This is a genomic window from Planococcus sp. S3-L1, from assembly GCF_030063085.1.
Taxonomy (GTDB): domain Bacteria; phylum Bacillota; class Bacilli; order Bacillales_A; family Planococcaceae; genus Planococcus; species Planococcus kocurii.
Window position 1 is genome coordinate 99,182 of the sequence record NZ_JASISN010000006.1, and the last position, 16,248, is coordinate 115,429.

The window sequence follows — 16,248 nt, forward strand, 5'->3', positions numbered from 1 at the left end:
CTAGGTTTTAGTACGACTTTATATAGCAATCCCAAATTTTATAAAAACATTTTTTAAAAATCCTAATCCTCTTTTTAATGAATAGCTTTGACTTGTTTATTAAATTTTCTAAATATATGGAAAATTAAGTTGTTTTTATTTTATTTTTTGTTATTATGAATAAATAGGTTCACTAATCATATTTAAAAAGAATAGTTATTCCTATAACCAAAGTACTTTATACTCATTTTTCAAGGAAACTTGAAAAGTTTATATAGCAAGGACAACACCAATTAAGGAGGATGAAATATGATAAAAAAGATTTTCACTACTACAGCCGTTTTAGCTTTAGTTTTAACAAATGCTCCATTAGCAACATTAGCAGCAACTAGCTTGGAAGAACCAACGAATGTTAAACCGTCTGACTACGCAACAGATGTCAGCTTAAATCCCACTTTGGAAGCAATCGTTAAAGATTCTACCGGTGCTGGCATTAAAACGGTTGATTTTAAAAAAGGATATAAATATGACTTTGCCAACAGTAAGACGATGTCGGGCTTCACAAACGATACCGCTGACAATCCAATTTCTGTTGGCATTCAAACCGGTGCAATACCTTTAACGAAAGGACAAATTGATGCCATCTCAGCTAATGATGGCAAAACAACCGTTACAAAAAGTAGCAAAGGCTTTCCTTCACAACGCTTTGTCGTTGATGTATCCAAAGATTTAGCAACAGGCAATGCAATAGAGCTCTACTGGGAAGGTAAAACATTATCAAGTGGTTTGGCCAACTTATCTGCATGGGACTATAAAGCCGGCACCTGGATTGCTTTAAATCAAGCACAAGGAAATTCCAAAGGACAAGAAATTATCCTATCAGCTGAAATTGATAAAGAACGATTTGTAAAAGATGGCAAAGTTCAAGCTATGGTCCATGACTCTGGGACTGTGACAAATTCTAAAGAAGAAGACTTTACGATGTTGTGGTTTACAGATACTCAGTACTATGCAGAAGATTATCCTAAAGTCTGGACTTCCATGACTGATTGGATGATTAAAGAATTTAATAAAGGAACGTTTGAATATGCAATGCATACTGGAGATCTTGTTAACCAATACGATAAAATCGAACAATGGGAAGTAGCGAAAACCAACTTAAACCGAATGGATGCTGCCAACATTCCCTATGGCGTACTCGCTGGAAACCGAGATGTTATGCCTGATCGAACACAAAAAATTTATGATTATACGCGCTTTGGTGAATATGCTGGTGTAAATCGCTTTAAAGACAACGCTTGGTTTGGTGAAGCAATGAACGAACAAAATCAAAATCATTATGATTTATTTTCATTCGGAGATCATGACTTCATCATGCTCTATCTCGGGTACGGAAAAGATGGAACAACTGAAACTGTCAATTGGGCTAACAAAGTACTTAAGCAATACGCTAATCGAAACGCCATTCTTGGTATGCACGAAAATATCAACTCCGTGGCACAGTATGCAACCGAGTCTGCAAGGATTATTAACCGAGAAGTAGTTAATCCCAACAAAAACGTTAAAATGGTTCTTAGCGGCCACCACCACGGGTCAAATTACCGTGTGAAAAAAGTACCGAATGAAGATGGTACGAGTCGCGAACTATTGGAAGTATTAGGTAACTACCAAGGGAATCTCGCTCCAGATCGTGGAGATGGTTATTTACGTTTACTTACATTTGATCCGACTGATGAAACACTTGATTTCGTTTCGTATTCTCCTTATCTTGAAGATACTAATTTCGATCAATTTGATCCTGATAAAGAAAGCTTTACGGCGAATTTTGATTTGGCCGATGTAAAAGCTAAAGAAAATCCAAGACAAATTGAAACAGATTACTTGGCTGTTAATATCTTCACCAATCAATCAATTGGGCAAGATAAAGAGTTGAAATCAGGCGAGAAAGCTTCTGTCGAATGGAAAAACCTTAGCAAAAACACAAACTATCAATGGTATATGAACATGACTAACAGCAATGGAGAAAGCGAAAATTCAACGATTTATCAATTTACAACAGGCGCTAAAGATCCTAGTCCTAATCCAGACCCAACGCCTAATCCAGACCCAACACCTAATCCAGACCCAACACCTAATCCAGACCCAACACCTAATCCAGACCCAACGCCTAATCCGGACCCAACGCCTAATCCGGACCCAACACCTAATCCGGATCCAACTGGATTTACAGATGTACCAGATCGATATTCACTATCAGTAAACTACCTTCTATCAAAAGGCATTACAAAAGGATTAGCACCGACCAAATTCGGCACAGACATGACGATTAAACGCGTTGATGCAGCCGTCATGTTAGCTAAAGCATTAAATCTTAAGACAACGGACATAAAAAAATCTAAATTTACAGATGTTCCTGAACGAGCTGCAAAATATATAGATGCTTTAAAAGCAGCTTCGATTATCAATGGTAAATCGGAAACTACGTTCGGTTCAGATTTAGACATCACGCGAGGCGAAACAGCTATAATATTGAAAAACGCCTATGAGTTAGAAGCCAGTAAAAACGGGACACATTTTACTGACGTATCTGACAGGTATGAGAAATCTGTTGCTGCTCTAGTAGAATATGAAATTACTAAAGGCCTAACAGCAACTAAGTTTGGGACAGAAAGTTCGCTGAAGCGTGGAGAATTTGCGATTTTCCTTTACAACGTTAATCATCTAGAGGATTAGGTCGCGTATATAAGACGCTAGTTTATTGCTTAAAACTGAAATAGCACACCCGCTAGCTGCTCTTATCATTAAGAGCAACTAGGCGAGTGTGCTATTTTTCTTTTAAAAACTTGCATTTTCAGTATCTTTATTTAAGCAGCGCTTATTGGTATCTTCACAAAATACCCTGCAAATCTAACTAGCCAACCCTATAACAAGTGGGTTGGCTAGTTAAATTAAAACTTGTTTCCTTTGTCTCCGTGACGTTCTAACAATTCGGCAAACGACAGGTTTTTTTCGCGTTCTTTCCGCTCAAATAAGCGCCGTGCTTCTTTTTCTTCTTCTAGCGCCTGCTCTTCTTTGAGCAGTTCTTTTTTTGTTTCTTTTAGCCTTGACAACATGTCTTCTGAAAACATACTGTTAGATTCTTCTTTTCGTTTCGCCATCGATCTTCTCTCCTTATGCGCGTTTAATAATCGTCGCGATTCCCTGACCGCCACCGATGCAAAGCGTCGCAAGACCCGTCTTGGCATCGCGTTTGATCATTTCATGTAACAGTGTGACGAAAATACGTGTACCACTTGCACCAATCGGATGACCAATCGCAATTGCTCCCCCGTTAACATTTAGAATATCATGGTTAAATGCCAATTCGCGATCGACTGAAATCGACTGGGCCGCAAATGCTTCATTTGCTTCAATTAACTCGATATCCTCTAGAGACATGTCCGCTTTATTTAAAGCATTTTTCACAGCTTGAACAGGACCAATCCCCATAACAGATGGATCAACTCCTGCAGTGCCATTTGCTACGATTGTGGCAAGTGGTGTTAATCCTAATTCTTCTGCTTTTGCTTTTGACATAACTACAACTGCTGCTGCTCCGTCATTGATACCTGATGAGTTACCAGCTGTTACACTGCCCTCTTTTTTAAATGCCGGACGTAACTTCGCTAGTTTTTCTTCATCAGAAGAGCTCTTGACGTATTCATCTGTTTTAAAGATGACTGGCTCTCCTTTACGTTGTGGAATTTCTACTGGCACGATTTCATCGTCGAATCGTCCTGATTCGATCGCTGCAGTAGCACGCGCTTGTGAACGAGCTGCAAATTTATCCTGTTCTTCACGTGTAATTTCATAGCGATCGCACAAATTTTCTGCCGTAACACCCATATGATAATTATTGAATGCACAAGTCAACCCATCAACGAGCATACTATCAACTAACTTCTGATCGCCCATACGGAAACCACTGCGAGCGTTTTCCATCAAATAGGGTGCACGACTCATGTTCTCCATGCCACCTGCTACAACGATTTCTGCGTCTCCAGCATAAATTGCTTGAAAAGCCAATTGAATCGACTTTAATCCAGATCCGCACACTTTATTAATGGTCATAGCTGGTACACTTTCCGGTAGTCCTGCATGAACGGATGCTTGTCTTGCTGGATTTTGACCTAGTCCTGCCTGTAGTACATTCCCCATAATGACTTCAGAAACCTGATCTGATTGAATTCCTGCGCGTTCAATCGCTTCTTTAATCACAATTGCCCCTAATTGTGTAGCTGGAATGTCTTTGAGCGCCCCTTGAAACGAACCTACCGCTGTTCGGACAGCGCTTACAATAACAATTTCCTGTGACATTTACTTTTCCCCCTTGTTTGATTGTTTGCTAGTTGCTCTTTTATCCCTCTCCTCTATACAATGGAAAGTAGGAGGGATACTATGTTCAGTTTACCAAATAACGCAACGATTATCGAGGTTGGGCCGCGAGACGGTCTCCAAAACGAAGGGAATCTTGTTTCGACTGAAAATAAGCTCGAGTTTATAACCGCTCTGCAAAATGCTGGGATTCAAGAAATGGAGCTCACTTCATTTGTGTCACCAAAATGGGTACCTCAAATGGCAGACGCCAAAGAAATAGTCGCTCAGACAAAAAAAGTCGGTCGTCAGTTTGTACTAACACCCAATGAGCGAGGCGTTACTGCTGCACTTGAATCAGGCGCAACGTCTCTTGCTGTTTTTGTAGGTGTTTCCAATACATTTAATAAGAAAAATATTAATAAGACAACAGCAGAAAGTATGGCAGCGTTACAGCCATTAATTTATGACTTAAAAAAACAAGGGATTTTTGTACGCGCTTGTATTTCAACTGCCTTCTATTGTCCATTTGAAGGGGCCATTGCTCCAGAAGCTACTTTATCGCTTTGCCGTCAGTTCGTGGAATGGGGAGTCGACGAACTAAGTGTTGCCGATACTATCGGCATGGCAACGCCAAAGGAAAGCTATGCTTTGTTCACTCAATTAGTGGAAGCTTTTCCGAATGTTTTAATGACTGCGCATTTTCACGATACTCGTAGAATGGCATTAGCCAATATCACAGCGGCTCTTCAAGCAGGGGTAACCCGCTTTGACTCTTCTGCAGGTGGTTTAGGCGGTTGCCCTTTCGCACCAGGAGCTACTGGCAATGTCGCAACAGAAGATGTTGTGAATATGCTTCATCAAATGGCTATTCACACTGGAATTGATTTGGATCTTCTGTGCAAAGCTATTGAAAAAATTGAGCCACACGTAACGAATCCCGTAACGACTGGTATGTATACATTGTATAAAAATAAGGGATAAGGGGTTTCTGCGATGAAAAAAAGATTGCTTTGGACTTCTGCTATCATTTCCAGTATTTTGACTGCTTCGGCTACCACTGCCGGATTAATTGCCAGCAACCGCTTAATGTATGTAAAGAAAAAAGATGATCAGCAAATTTTAGAAAGAGAAACGACCGCAAAACGTTACGACGAAGTTTGGTACGCTAATGTACCAAAAAGTGAGCGATGGATCGAATCCAAAAATGGTTATCCCATCAAAGCTATTTTCTTGGAACCACATGACACCAACCGCTTTGTTATCATCTGTCATGGTGTCACTGAATCAAAAGTCAATTCTTTTAGATTTGCACGGATGTTCGAGCGATTAGGGTTTAACTCGGTTGTCTATGATCATCGGCGCCACGGTGACTCTGGAGGAAAAACGACTAGCTTCGGGCATTTTGAAAAAATCGATTTAAAGGCTGTCGTAGATGCATTAAAGCTGCATGTAGGTGAAGATTTGTTTTTCGGGATACACGGTGAATCCATGGGAGCCGCAACAACACTTCTTTACGGAGGTTTGGAAGATACTGCAGATTTTTATATTTCAGATTGTGCGTATTCCGATATTTATGAACAGGTGCTCCATGTTATGAGAACGACAACACCGCTTCGCACGACATTAGCTTTGCGGCTTGCAAGTCTTTTTTTAAAAATACGTGATGGCTATTCCATCGCTAGTGTATCACCGCGGGAAACCATTAAGAACATAAAAAAACCTATTCTTTTTATCCATAGCATTCACGATGACTTTGTTTTGCCGAAAATGAGTGAAGAACTTTTTGCATTAAAGCAGGGACCAAAACAATTAAAACTGTTTTCAGAAGGGGCACATGCACAGTCTTTCAATAAAAATCCTGAGGAATACGAAGAAACAGTCGCCAAATTTCTAATGAACTACGACTTGCTAACACCCACATATAATGAAGCGTAGCCAATACCAGAGGATACTGCCCCCTCTTTCGAAATCTAATAAAAAGCACTCCACGGAGTGCTTTTTATTAGATTTCTTTCTTTTTGTTCAGGATGAGCTTCATGCCAGCTTCCCCTTCTACGCCGATGAACAATTCGGTAATGGGGCCGCTTTTCACAATACCGGTAACATGCAGCTCAATCGTAGCCAGTTCATAATCCGTCATATCCTTTACTAACTCCTGTATCTTATCCAATGATAGCGGAAACGCTTTTTTTATATTGGCGCTTTCCAAATGAAACTTCCCAGCCTCCTTATCATCTTCTTCAATAACCGGCAAGTAAAACATCAACTCTTCACGTTCATCCACTTGCAACGCCTCCTCTATTTTTAATCTCTAGATTGCAGTAGACATGGTGTCTTCTAACTACAATACCCGTTTCTCTTCAAGTTAATGAACAAATGAAGACAAATAAAAAAAGCACTCCGAAGAGTACTTTTTATTTTTTAGCTGGTTTGCCAGGTTTCGTTGACGCTTTATTCATTTGAGACATCATTTGATTGATTTTTTTCTGAGACGGTTTTTGTAAATTCCCTTAAAATCATTGGTATATCAACGTTTCCATTAAATTTAAAGCCACTATTTCTGTTAAGAGAACTATACCATTTCTGATTATTCTTGTCTAGAGAACATGTTCTTTTTGAAGTATTAGCTTAATTATTTGCATCAAAACACGTTCCGTCATTTACTAATAAGGTGCTGTTTTACCAGATTTAACGAATAGCAATCCTAATAATCCATCTTGTGAAAAGTCCTGTAAATTTACAGCAACATTAACATCTTTAATTGAATAGGCATTATTAACTTTAAACTGTTCTCTATTCTTAGCGTTATCTTGTACATCAACAAAGAATGAAATATCCATCATTTGAATAGCGAAAGCATCATTCAAGCTTCGTTCCCATTGCTTCATTGCCCCATAAACTTCATAAGGATCAGAGTAGGATTCTTTATATATCGGCTTACCAAAACTATCATATCCGACAATTTCCCTACCTAAGTAGTCACGTACCTCTAAAGTAAGATTACAACTTGTCATGGTAGCACGATATTTATTCTGTCTAGGTGTTTTAACTTCTTCATTAATAATGTACATATGGTCTTTATGAAGCACATAATCCCCTCGCTTGATTGGCTCTAGCGTATTAATGTGACGATTTTCAACCATGCCTAAATAAGCCATACCGATAATCGCCTGTCTAGGTTCACCATTGATTAGAACAGTTTCGGAAAGAGATTTAAAAGTATCGTTTAGCAGCGTGTAATTATCTAGTATATTCATCGTTTCCCCCCTATCTAAATAGCATGAAGAAATCAGATTGATTAGCGTCTGTTCTCATGCTCCGAATTTTCTTCTCTAATTGATCTATGCGGTCTGTTAGATTTTCGTGAAACTCTGATACTGTCATATCGTCCATTTTCACATTGCGCATCATTTCAGGATTGTTAGCTACTGATTCCAATGTTGATAAAGCTGTTTGGTAGATAGCTTTCTTTGCAGATGGTGATTGGGCATTGTATTCATCATGAGGATTTAACCCGTTCTCTTGCAGATAGATAATTAACTCTTGCTGCGACAGGGCTAACCCCTTAGTTTCCATTTCTAAGCGTTGAATATTTTTCATTTATATATCTTCCTTTCTAGTGATAAATATGTTGATTGAAATTATAATTCTGCTGATGTTATGTGAGTGATTGTTTATGTTAAGAAAGTTAGGACGCTCTCAGAGCTAATCTCAGTAAGAATATATTGAAATGTGTCTACGTATACGCATTTAGGCATAAGAAAAAGCCACATCATTTAGACGTGACTACTCCTGATTCTTTAATTATTTTGTCCATTTCATTTATAAAATTTTCTAAATCCTTTACAGAGGAGATAACAGTTTTGTGCTTTTTATCTCCTAATTCCATAGTAATTCTTATTTTTTCATTATTTTCAATACGACAATGAATAAATCCCAAGACCTCTAAATCGGGTGATGGAGAATCATGTAAATAATATCTCTCATAAATATCTAAATACTTATCATCAAAATCATCATCTTCAATTACTTGCATTAATTCCTTATGATAATTGATATACTTTTCATCGTAGTGTACCTTATTTATATCAAATACCTTATTCTCTCTGCCATAAACTTTAGGATTCAAAATCGTCAATCCTCTAGGCAACCTCAAATCTAACTCTTTCCAGATTCCATCTATTTTATTCATAATTTCTCACTCCTCTATATCCTTCATTCGACATATAGGGAGTTAAATCCTTTAGTGGAAATAAATTAAAATCCTGTTAGTTCTGCTGATGATGGCACTATTGTACCTTCTCTAGTTAAACCAATCAGCTCTTCAAAATGTAATACCTCACCAGCTGCTAATTCTACTTGAATATTATTAACTTTATTAATTGATCCATCTGAATTAAAAAAAGCTATTTGACCAATTTTACTGATGTATTCAGTAGACGTATTCGTGATTGTGCCAAATCCATTCACATAAGTTCCATCTGAGTTAGCAGAGAAATTAGAAAGAGTAAGAGAGTTTGCATAGCTTTCAGTTTCTATGCTTGAGTAATCCCCTGTATCGAGAGCAAGTTCTATAGAAGCAATTTCTTCTTCTAATTCTTTTACTAGTTTATATTCTTGATACTTTTCATTACCTACAATCGAAACTGGCACTATTAAAGCTAATAAAATAATCGTTACAATCCATACTGTATACTTTTTCAAATTACAGCCCCCAATATATTTGAATTTTAATAAATATATTGTACCATTACATATTGCTCATTAATAGGGAATTTATAGAATTTTCTGTGTGTGAAAAATCGTAAGTGGTGGACGCTCTCATTTCAATGTTGGGGTAGCCAATGTATAAAGAATCTATGGAAATATGCCATATAACCGTTTGAATGTAACTTATTATATATTATGTTACATTCAGAACCTTGATTCTACTACGTTCTCATACTATAAAGCATTATACATTCGATATATGCCTACTATGACATAATATATATACAACATTAAGTATAAATAATCATACATAAACACCATCTAATATAAGGGAATACTTGTTAATTATCATACTCATTTAAAGGTTTTATAATAGTCATTATAATACAATAGCCATATAGGACAGCGTTTGAGTGAGCATAACAGCATCATATAGAATAAGTGGTGAGTTTTGAAAATGTATAACGGAAAATGAAAAAGAGGACTGGAAAATTTGATTTCCACCCTCCATTTTTTTAAAACTATATAGAAAAAATCCCACTGTATAACAGCCAAAAATTTCTGATATTATCCCTATTCTCATTCTCCCCTATTTATCCTGCATTTTCACAAATATTTTCATGTTACTTTCAGATTGTTTTTATTGTATTTTACCCTCTACCATATTCCCTTATCCGTTCCCCATTCGCACACTTCATCACACTAAAGTATTTCTCATTATACTAAAGCTTACCCTACCTCTAAAGTATTAGATGGACATAACCTTTGCATTATATTTTCATACTATTTTCAGGATATTTTCATATTATTTTCTATCGCTGATATCTTCCATATCGACTGCCAATATCAATAGCTCAATCAACTAAAGCATTCATGCCTTCTACTTCCTTAACTTCATTGACTTGTTTAGCTACATCAACTGCTAATGGCTTGCTTGCTTCCTCTGCCTTGATACGTTCCATCTCTTGCGTTACATCAGTAGTATAGGGACTGTGTTCTAATACGGACTCCATACTGATAGCGTTTATAGCTCTAAGGTCTACTAAGTCAGCCACTCGCTCTGATTCGTTTGATGGTCTGTTATAAGTGAACAGCAACTCTAATGAAGCATACTGATCGTCTGTGATAGTCACACCTCGGTAACTCAATAGCTTACGTATCTTATCGTATCGTTCATATAATCCATCACGAAGATAGCCCTCATTCTCTGATGCTTTAACCTCAGCCAAACTAAACAGCATCTTAATAGATACTTCACTTAGGTTAGATACATCGCTCTTGTTCATACTCACAGCAGGGACAGCAGCAATGTCTAATAAGCTCTGATTCAATTGGCTATACAACGCTTCAAATGCTTTAATATCTACATCATTGCTTTCAAAACTAAAAGAACTTCCATCTTCTAAATGTATTCCCATACCAGCTATCTCTTTGGGGATTCCCCCATTCGTAAGCCGTTGCCCTACTACAACTGGAATACCTGCACTATATAGAAATGTATTATCAACTGTTCGGGACAATAGTAGCTCCATATTGTCTAAGATATTAATGAAATCATCTAGCACACTTGATCCCTCAATCTCTGAGTATTCATTGTGGCTTCTGTAATGTATAGGCAGCCCTGAAAGGTTTGCATGTTGTCCAGTAAGATGAATCTTACCGCCTTCATTAGTATATTCCTTCACTACATCTTCCTCATACACGGTGTAGTAAGAAATTGCATCATGCACATAGCTTTGAACGAATGAGATAAGTTCATTGTGGTGATTGTATACAGGGGTTATTTCGTCAGCAGCCAAGATTTTAGAATCAATATACCCCTTCTTATTTACATAAACATATTCGGCACACGAACCGAATTTGAGCAAATTAGATAATATTTTCAGGTTTTTGGCATTATACTTTCCTAGCTTATTCACTTTCCCCAATTCATCTACCATTTTCTCATTTCCTGTTAGTTGAACATCATTTTTAAGGAGAAATTGCGTATGAAATTGCAACAAGGTCTTTGCAGTCGAAAGTACAATCTTTCTAGGTGTAATTAATTCTCCGTTATACATGAAGCTAGGAAGCTTTTTAATGTTATGATGTCCCATTAAATAATCTTTCTTTTCTTCAACGTTCATTAGACGCTGTTGATTCTGTACGGTATTTACCTCTTCAACGAACCAATGTTCATCATTCTTATACTTTACTTTTTTATACTCTTCTAAATTCATCTGTACACCTGTCTCTCAATTTTGTATACGTCATTTAGACGTACCACTTGCCTGTGCTAAGAGCAAGATTTGATAGCATCATGCTAATGACTAAATCATCTCTATTTTTTTCTCCACGTTTATTACCCATTTTTCCACTTCCGTCTTTCATTACAAAGATGGTCATTTGTTCTAGTAGTGTCTTACATTCAATGTTTATCATGCCTGTCTCAAAGTTCTGTCTGAAGGCACTAATGGCTTGTGTCTTAGAATTAGCTGTAGTCAAAAAGCCAAGCTTCAGACGTTTTACTCCACGTTGGTCAAATTGCTTCATCTTGTAGAGGTTCATGTATTCATATGCTTCTCTCAATTGCTGTAATACAACTGATCCAAAGCTGTTGCGTTCCACGCAAATGAAGCTGTATCCGTAGAATCTGCCAATAGTATCAATGATTTCAGCAAACTCATGTGGACTCACCTTGTTAGAATAGAAAGCTAACACTTCTTGTCCGTCTCCATCTATAATGCTCATTGTTGAATCATCGGTATTTCCACCCGTTCCAGAAGCTACATCGACCCCTGAATAATAGCGTTTGTTTTTCTTTGGCAAATGGAATACTTCTAATCCACGACCAATAAAGCGATTAAGCGATTGAGGGATTTCTCCATCTAGCTCATCACGACTCATTGCAGGGGTTATATGATTTAATCGTTCCAGTATCTTAGATTGATTGAACATGCTGTTTCCGTTGGAATTTACGAACGATTCGAGCAAGGAGCTAGGAAACTCTTGATGAAATTCTTGTAAATCCATATCAAGTAGCTTGTAACGTCTCCACATTAATGACTTGATAGCACAACCTTTTTCATGAAGTACCTTTTCATCATCTTCAAAGTCCTTTGGTGATAAACGATTACCGCTATTAGTTGATTTAAACCATGCCTCTGCTTCTTCCATCTCTGATTTCCACTGCTTTAAATACAATCTGTGATAGAAAGGAATGAAATACAGTTTGAATCGACTCTTTCCCTTATCTGCGTTCAGGCAGATGTCATAAAACGAGTTCATTCCACGGGAAGTTGACTCCAAAATTAATCTACTGTGTTTTCCTTTAGCTAATGACTGGATAACGGATAGCAACTGTCTATCAATATCGTTATAGAAAGCAATTTCTGAGAGTAAACAGAAATCAATTGTTACACCTCGTCCAATATCCTTATCACCAGCTGTAGTTGATGTGATCCTTGAACCATTACTAAAAAATAGTTCACTTCTGTTCTCACGTTTAATACTAGGGAAAGCATTAGGATACTTATCTCTAGGCAATGATGCGTTCATATCTTTGAGTTTGTCGAATAATGCCTTAGCACTTGCTCCTAAATAGGAAACCACTAAGATATTCTGGTTAGGTACTGTACAAGCTATAAATAAACTACGTGCGAGCAAATGAGTTGTTACCCCAGCTTGTCGGCTTTTTGGTAAAATTAGGAATTTGTTATTTTTAAGCAACTTCTCAATATCTCTCTGTGCTTCATTAATAGTAAACTTCTGACGTTCTCCATCGTTGTTCTGTATTTCTACAAAGTTTTTAGCGAACGCTTCAAAGTCATTCATTACTGCTTCTAATTTATTCTCTGGTTTTTTCACTTTAGCTTTAGTAACTACCATCTATTACAACTCCAAATCATCGAATTGATTAGATTCAGATGGTTTCACATTACTTGCTGCCTTATTAAATGAACGAATTTCTTTCTGAATCTGCAAGAGCAACTTAATACTCTTTTCGTCTGCATTTTCGTCTTTAGCTCTCTCTGCTGTATTGGTATACACAACTTCCAGATCATTAGCAAACTTACTCTCTAGGAATAAGCTCATTAGCTGTAAATATTGTGGTGTGCGTTCCCACTTGATGTATTCATTCATAGATTTAACTTGAAGTTTCTCCATTAGTTGTTCTTCTGTTTGTATTTCTTTGTTCTGATTGTAAAAAAGATTATGCTTCCAATTAAAATACATTCGTTTCTTCCATGTGAGTAGCTTCAATGCTTCATAAATATCCATGTTCTTTCCTCCTAATGATTTTCTTCAATAAAAAAACCATCAAGCAGTATGCTCAATGGTCTGTCCAAATCCTATTGGTTTATTATTTACTTCTGCTTCTAGCATCTTGACTTCAATATAATTCTCGTACATCGTGCTAAATCGTCTATCCATGTTGCTTTTTTCCGATTCAACAATTAACAATTGTCTTTCACTTAAATATGATTTCAATAGCAGACAAACATTTAACAAGTAAAACTCTTTACTCATGTATGGACTGTTTTGATACTTTTCGCTTTTTTGCTTCTTATAAGTTAAGTCGAGAAAGTTATCGCACCATGTTCTGTATAGTTCTTTCTTTGTAACAATCATTTTTATTTCATCACTGATTACTTTGACAATCAGACGCTCGAACTCATAATCAATACCTTGTTCAGTCAAATATTTTTTTACTAGCAAATTACATTCTTTAAGTTCTTTGCTATGAAAATTTTTAAATCTTCTAGCGTTCATGTAAGATTTAAACTCAACTTCTTGTTCTTCTACAATTTCTTTTATCGCATCTTTTAATTTTTGATATTCTGCTTGATTGACGACTTGTACACTGCCGTCAAGCTTCTTAAAATAATAGGTACTAATAGCTTCAATTCTTTTTTGTTTCTTTAATTGTTTAAATACTCTTTTAACAATTTCAATGTTTCTACCACCAATAGTAAAGTTAATCTCATCTATAGCTTTGTTTATAAGTTTAGCTGTATTGTCTCCAAGATGGCTAGAATACAATGAAGCCATTTCTTTAGCTGCTGATTTTGCCGAAGTATTATCAACCATAGGTAAGCCGACTACTCTTGACCAGTTGGAAATACTATTTTCATCTTCTCTAATTTCGACAAGTTGATTAAAGATATATTCAATCACTAATTTACCCTCTGGCGAAGAAGCGAAAGAAGTATAATTAAAAACCCTTTCAGTTTGTTCGTCTTTCTTGCCTGATAAGATATAGCGTCTACTTTTACCTTTGCCCTCTACTTGTACATAATCATAAAAAGTTTTGAGTTTGTTGATTAATGCAACTATAGCTCTATCTTTATATTCCATTGATGCTTTATCAATAGCACCATCAAGAGAGCCATTCTTGATCCACTTTTTAGTATTGAGTTCATTACCTTCAAATCCATATTCTATTGTAAGCAAGATCGCTTCGTGTTCTGTCAATGTAATTTTATCTATAAGTGTCATTCTATAAGTCCTCTCAATTCTATAAGTTAGTTTTATTTTGCGTCCAATTATTTAATAGTTGTGATAGAGCTTCATTCTGATTAAATATCCAAAATGTCCGTTTTGTTTCTGAATGAGCCATACAGTGTATAGGTACTTGTCCATTGTCCAATAGATATTTCATTTGTTTGTAACTAAAACAGTTATAGTTTTTCATAATTGATTCTCCTTCATTCAAAAAGTTTAAAATTCCTACAACCTCCTTATAGAATAAATAATATTATCTATAAGATGGTTGTAGGAATTTATAATAAATAAAAAATATCATGTGCGTAAGCACCGACTAGCTATTGAGTAGCGTAGCGGAACAATTGCAGTCGCCTAATCATAGATATATAGGGGTTGCAAAACAAGTTTGCTCACTAATATTTAAGTAGTTAAGTTTGGACTAAGCTAAGGTATAATATATACAATTTTCATTTCTTATATATTATAGCTAAGCTTAGTCCAAATGAAAAGCTTCACAGAAAATCTAACCTCTCATATTCATCTAACGCTTTCTGTAGTTGTTGTGATTTCTGATAAAGGGTGAATACTTCATCATTTTTAATAGATTTTGCTTTGAAGATATAACTAAACCCTTTTTCTTTCAGGTACATACTCATGCTCCTTTTATATACAAAGAAGAAATCTCTGTCGCTAAGTTGTTTCATGATGACTCTCCTTCCGTTCCGAAATCATAATCTTTCTCTTATTGATAAATGCGTAACTAAAAGCTCTTTCTAATCTCTTTGTGTTTAGCTCATGCCATTCAATGGTACTAGCTGTAAACTTCTCGACTGTTTCAAATGAAGCTTCTGGTAAATCTACTGGAAATCCTAAATGCTCCGAATACCAATCTAAGTTAATTTTGTCTGCTAATCTTGCATCTAAATCAGGATTGTTACCAGACGATTCAAAGCTTAGTTTATCCTTGTTTTTTCCAGATTGATTTAACCTAATATTAATATCCATTTCAGCACGAAGCATAAACCAATACATATCATCAATCGTGTAAGCTTCAAGTATTTCGACTAATTCCATCATTTCAAACTTTTCAAGATACGATAAAAAAGTATCTCTATAGCGTTCATCGTAATACCCTTTGAATCCTACATCACAACAAAGAATTATCATTTTCCCCTGAATTGTTTCTGGCAGTGGAATATCGTAGATTGCATAGAGTTGAATCAATGTACTCATTGCAAATTTGTCTGTATAGCGTTCTCTGTGAACACCTGAGACGTTGTTAATATTAGCTGACTGTACATTGATGTAACTAAATTCGTCTAGTCGCACCATATGATTATCAAAGCATTTATTTTCTTTGAGAGCACAATCAACTCCAATAGGTTCACGCTGATCCATAAGATTAATCTTAGACATCTTGTAAAAGCTATAGAATGAATTGATTTCTAAACCAAAGTGGTGTTTTAAAAACATACAGCTTAGTAAACTGTCCATATCATTCGTCATAATTAAGTTGTAGTTGCTTCTATTTAAATAGTTTGTCCATTCTGGGTATAAGTTTCTGATTTTCTTTTGCATAGTAAATGATTTATCAAAATAAGTTCCCTTTGGTATTGCTTCCTTTTTCTCAAAGGTTTCTATAAAACCAGTAAAATAGTCAACGCTCTGACCGCTTGCGAGAAAAAGGAAAGCTAAGTTGAGTAATTCATATTCCAACTCCTTCATAGTCGATTCTCT

The 16,248-nt window shown here is 36.2% G+C and carries 16 protein-coding genes; 3 read left to right on the forward strand and 13 right to left on the reverse strand.

The window, feature by feature from the left end; translation table 11 throughout:
* The first annotated feature begins 288 nt into the window (after positions 1-288).
* Positions 289-2,712: an S-layer homology domain-containing protein gene (locus QMF37_RS08375; protein WP_283477795.1), complete on the forward strand. Its 2,424-nt coding sequence runs from the start codon at positions 289-291 to the stop codon at positions 2,710-2,712.
* A gap of 215 nt (positions 2,713-2,927) precedes the next feature.
* Here the strand turns inward: QMF37_RS08375 and QMF37_RS08380 are convergent, their stop codons facing one another.
* A complete protein-coding gene (locus QMF37_RS08380; RefSeq protein WP_058385001.1) occupies positions 2,928-3,137 on the reverse strand; it encodes a DUF3886 domain-containing protein in 210 nt (69 codons plus the stop codon).
* Between the two features lie 13 nt (positions 3,138-3,150).
* Complete coding sequence (locus QMF37_RS08385; RefSeq protein WP_283477798.1) at positions 3,151-4,335, reverse strand: acetyl-CoA C-acetyltransferase; 1,185 nt, start codon at positions 4,333-4,335, stop codon at positions 3,151-3,153.
* An 81-nt stretch (positions 4,336-4,416) separates the two neighbouring features.
* Here QMF37_RS08385 and QMF37_RS08390 point away from each other — a divergent pair, with 81 nt between their 5' ends.
* Together QMF37_RS08390 and QMF37_RS08395 are read left to right on the forward strand one after the other, a co-directional pair.
* Positions 4,417-5,316 (forward strand): hydroxymethylglutaryl-CoA lyase, encoded by a 900-nt coding sequence (locus QMF37_RS08390; protein ID WP_078080519.1) that lies wholly within the window; start codon positions 4,417-4,419, stop codon positions 5,314-5,316.
* Between the two features lie 12 nt (positions 5,317-5,328).
* Positions 5,329-6,270, forward strand: a complete 942-nt coding sequence (locus tag QMF37_RS08395) for an alpha/beta hydrolase (protein ID WP_078080520.1) — start codon at positions 5,329-5,331, stop codon at positions 6,268-6,270.
* 67 nt (positions 6,271-6,337) lie between these two features.
* Here QMF37_RS08395 and QMF37_RS08400 read toward each other — a convergent pair whose 3' ends face one another.
* The 11 genes from QMF37_RS08400 to QMF37_RS08450 form a co-directional block, all read right to left on the reverse strand.
* Positions 6,338-6,619 carry a hypothetical protein gene (locus QMF37_RS08400; RefSeq protein WP_058384997.1) on the reverse strand — a complete coding sequence of 94 codons (282 nt, stop codon included), beginning with the start codon at positions 6,617-6,619 and terminating at the stop codon, positions 6,338-6,340.
* Positions 6,620-6,998: 379 nt separating this feature from the next.
* Entirely contained in the window at positions 6,999-7,592 is a 594-nt protein-coding gene (locus QMF37_RS08405) for a hypothetical protein (RefSeq protein WP_283477803.1), read from the reverse strand.
* A gap of 10 nt (positions 7,593-7,602) precedes the next feature.
* Positions 7,603-7,935, reverse strand: coding sequence for a hypothetical protein (locus QMF37_RS08410; RefSeq protein WP_283477804.1), 333 nt, complete (start codon positions 7,933-7,935; stop codon positions 7,603-7,605).
* A gap of 172 nt (positions 7,936-8,107) precedes the next feature.
* Positions 8,108-8,527 (reverse strand): hypothetical protein, encoded by a 420-nt coding sequence (locus QMF37_RS08415; RefSeq protein ID WP_283477807.1) that lies wholly within the window; start codon positions 8,525-8,527, stop codon positions 8,108-8,110.
* Positions 8,528-8,592: 65 nt separating this feature from the next.
* Positions 8,593-9,039: a hypothetical protein gene (locus QMF37_RS08420; protein ID WP_283477809.1), complete on the reverse strand. Its 447-nt coding sequence runs from the start codon at positions 9,037-9,039 to the stop codon at positions 8,593-8,595.
* Between the two features lie 860 nt (positions 9,040-9,899).
* Entirely contained in the window at positions 9,900-11,264 is a 1,365-nt protein-coding gene (locus tag QMF37_RS08425) for a phage portal protein (RefSeq protein ID WP_283477811.1), read from the reverse strand.
* A 34-nt stretch (positions 11,265-11,298) separates the two neighbouring features.
* Positions 11,299-12,912, reverse strand: a complete 1,614-nt coding sequence (locus QMF37_RS08430) for a phage terminase large subunit family protein (RefSeq protein ID WP_283477812.1) — start codon at positions 12,910-12,912, stop codon at positions 11,299-11,301.
* A 3-nt stretch (positions 12,913-12,915) separates the two neighbouring features.
* Positions 12,916-13,305, reverse strand: a complete 390-nt coding sequence (locus QMF37_RS08435; RefSeq protein ID WP_283477814.1) for a hypothetical protein — start codon at positions 13,303-13,305, stop codon at positions 12,916-12,918.
* Positions 13,306-13,344: 39 nt separating this feature from the next.
* Positions 13,345-14,523 carry a hypothetical protein gene (locus QMF37_RS08440; protein WP_283477816.1) on the reverse strand — a complete coding sequence of 393 codons (1,179 nt, stop codon included), beginning with the start codon at positions 14,521-14,523 and terminating at the stop codon, positions 13,345-13,347.
* 500 nt (positions 14,524-15,023) lie between these two features.
* Complete coding sequence (locus tag QMF37_RS08445) at positions 15,024-15,215, reverse strand: hypothetical protein (protein WP_283477818.1); 192 nt, start codon at positions 15,213-15,215, stop codon at positions 15,024-15,026.
* Positions 15,202-16,236, reverse strand: a complete 1,035-nt coding sequence (locus QMF37_RS08450; RefSeq protein WP_283477820.1) for a hypothetical protein — start codon at positions 16,234-16,236, stop codon at positions 15,202-15,204. The genes QMF37_RS08445 and QMF37_RS08450 overlap by 14 nt, the downstream gene beginning before the upstream one ends.
* Between the last annotated feature and the right edge of the window lie 12 nt (positions 16,237-16,248).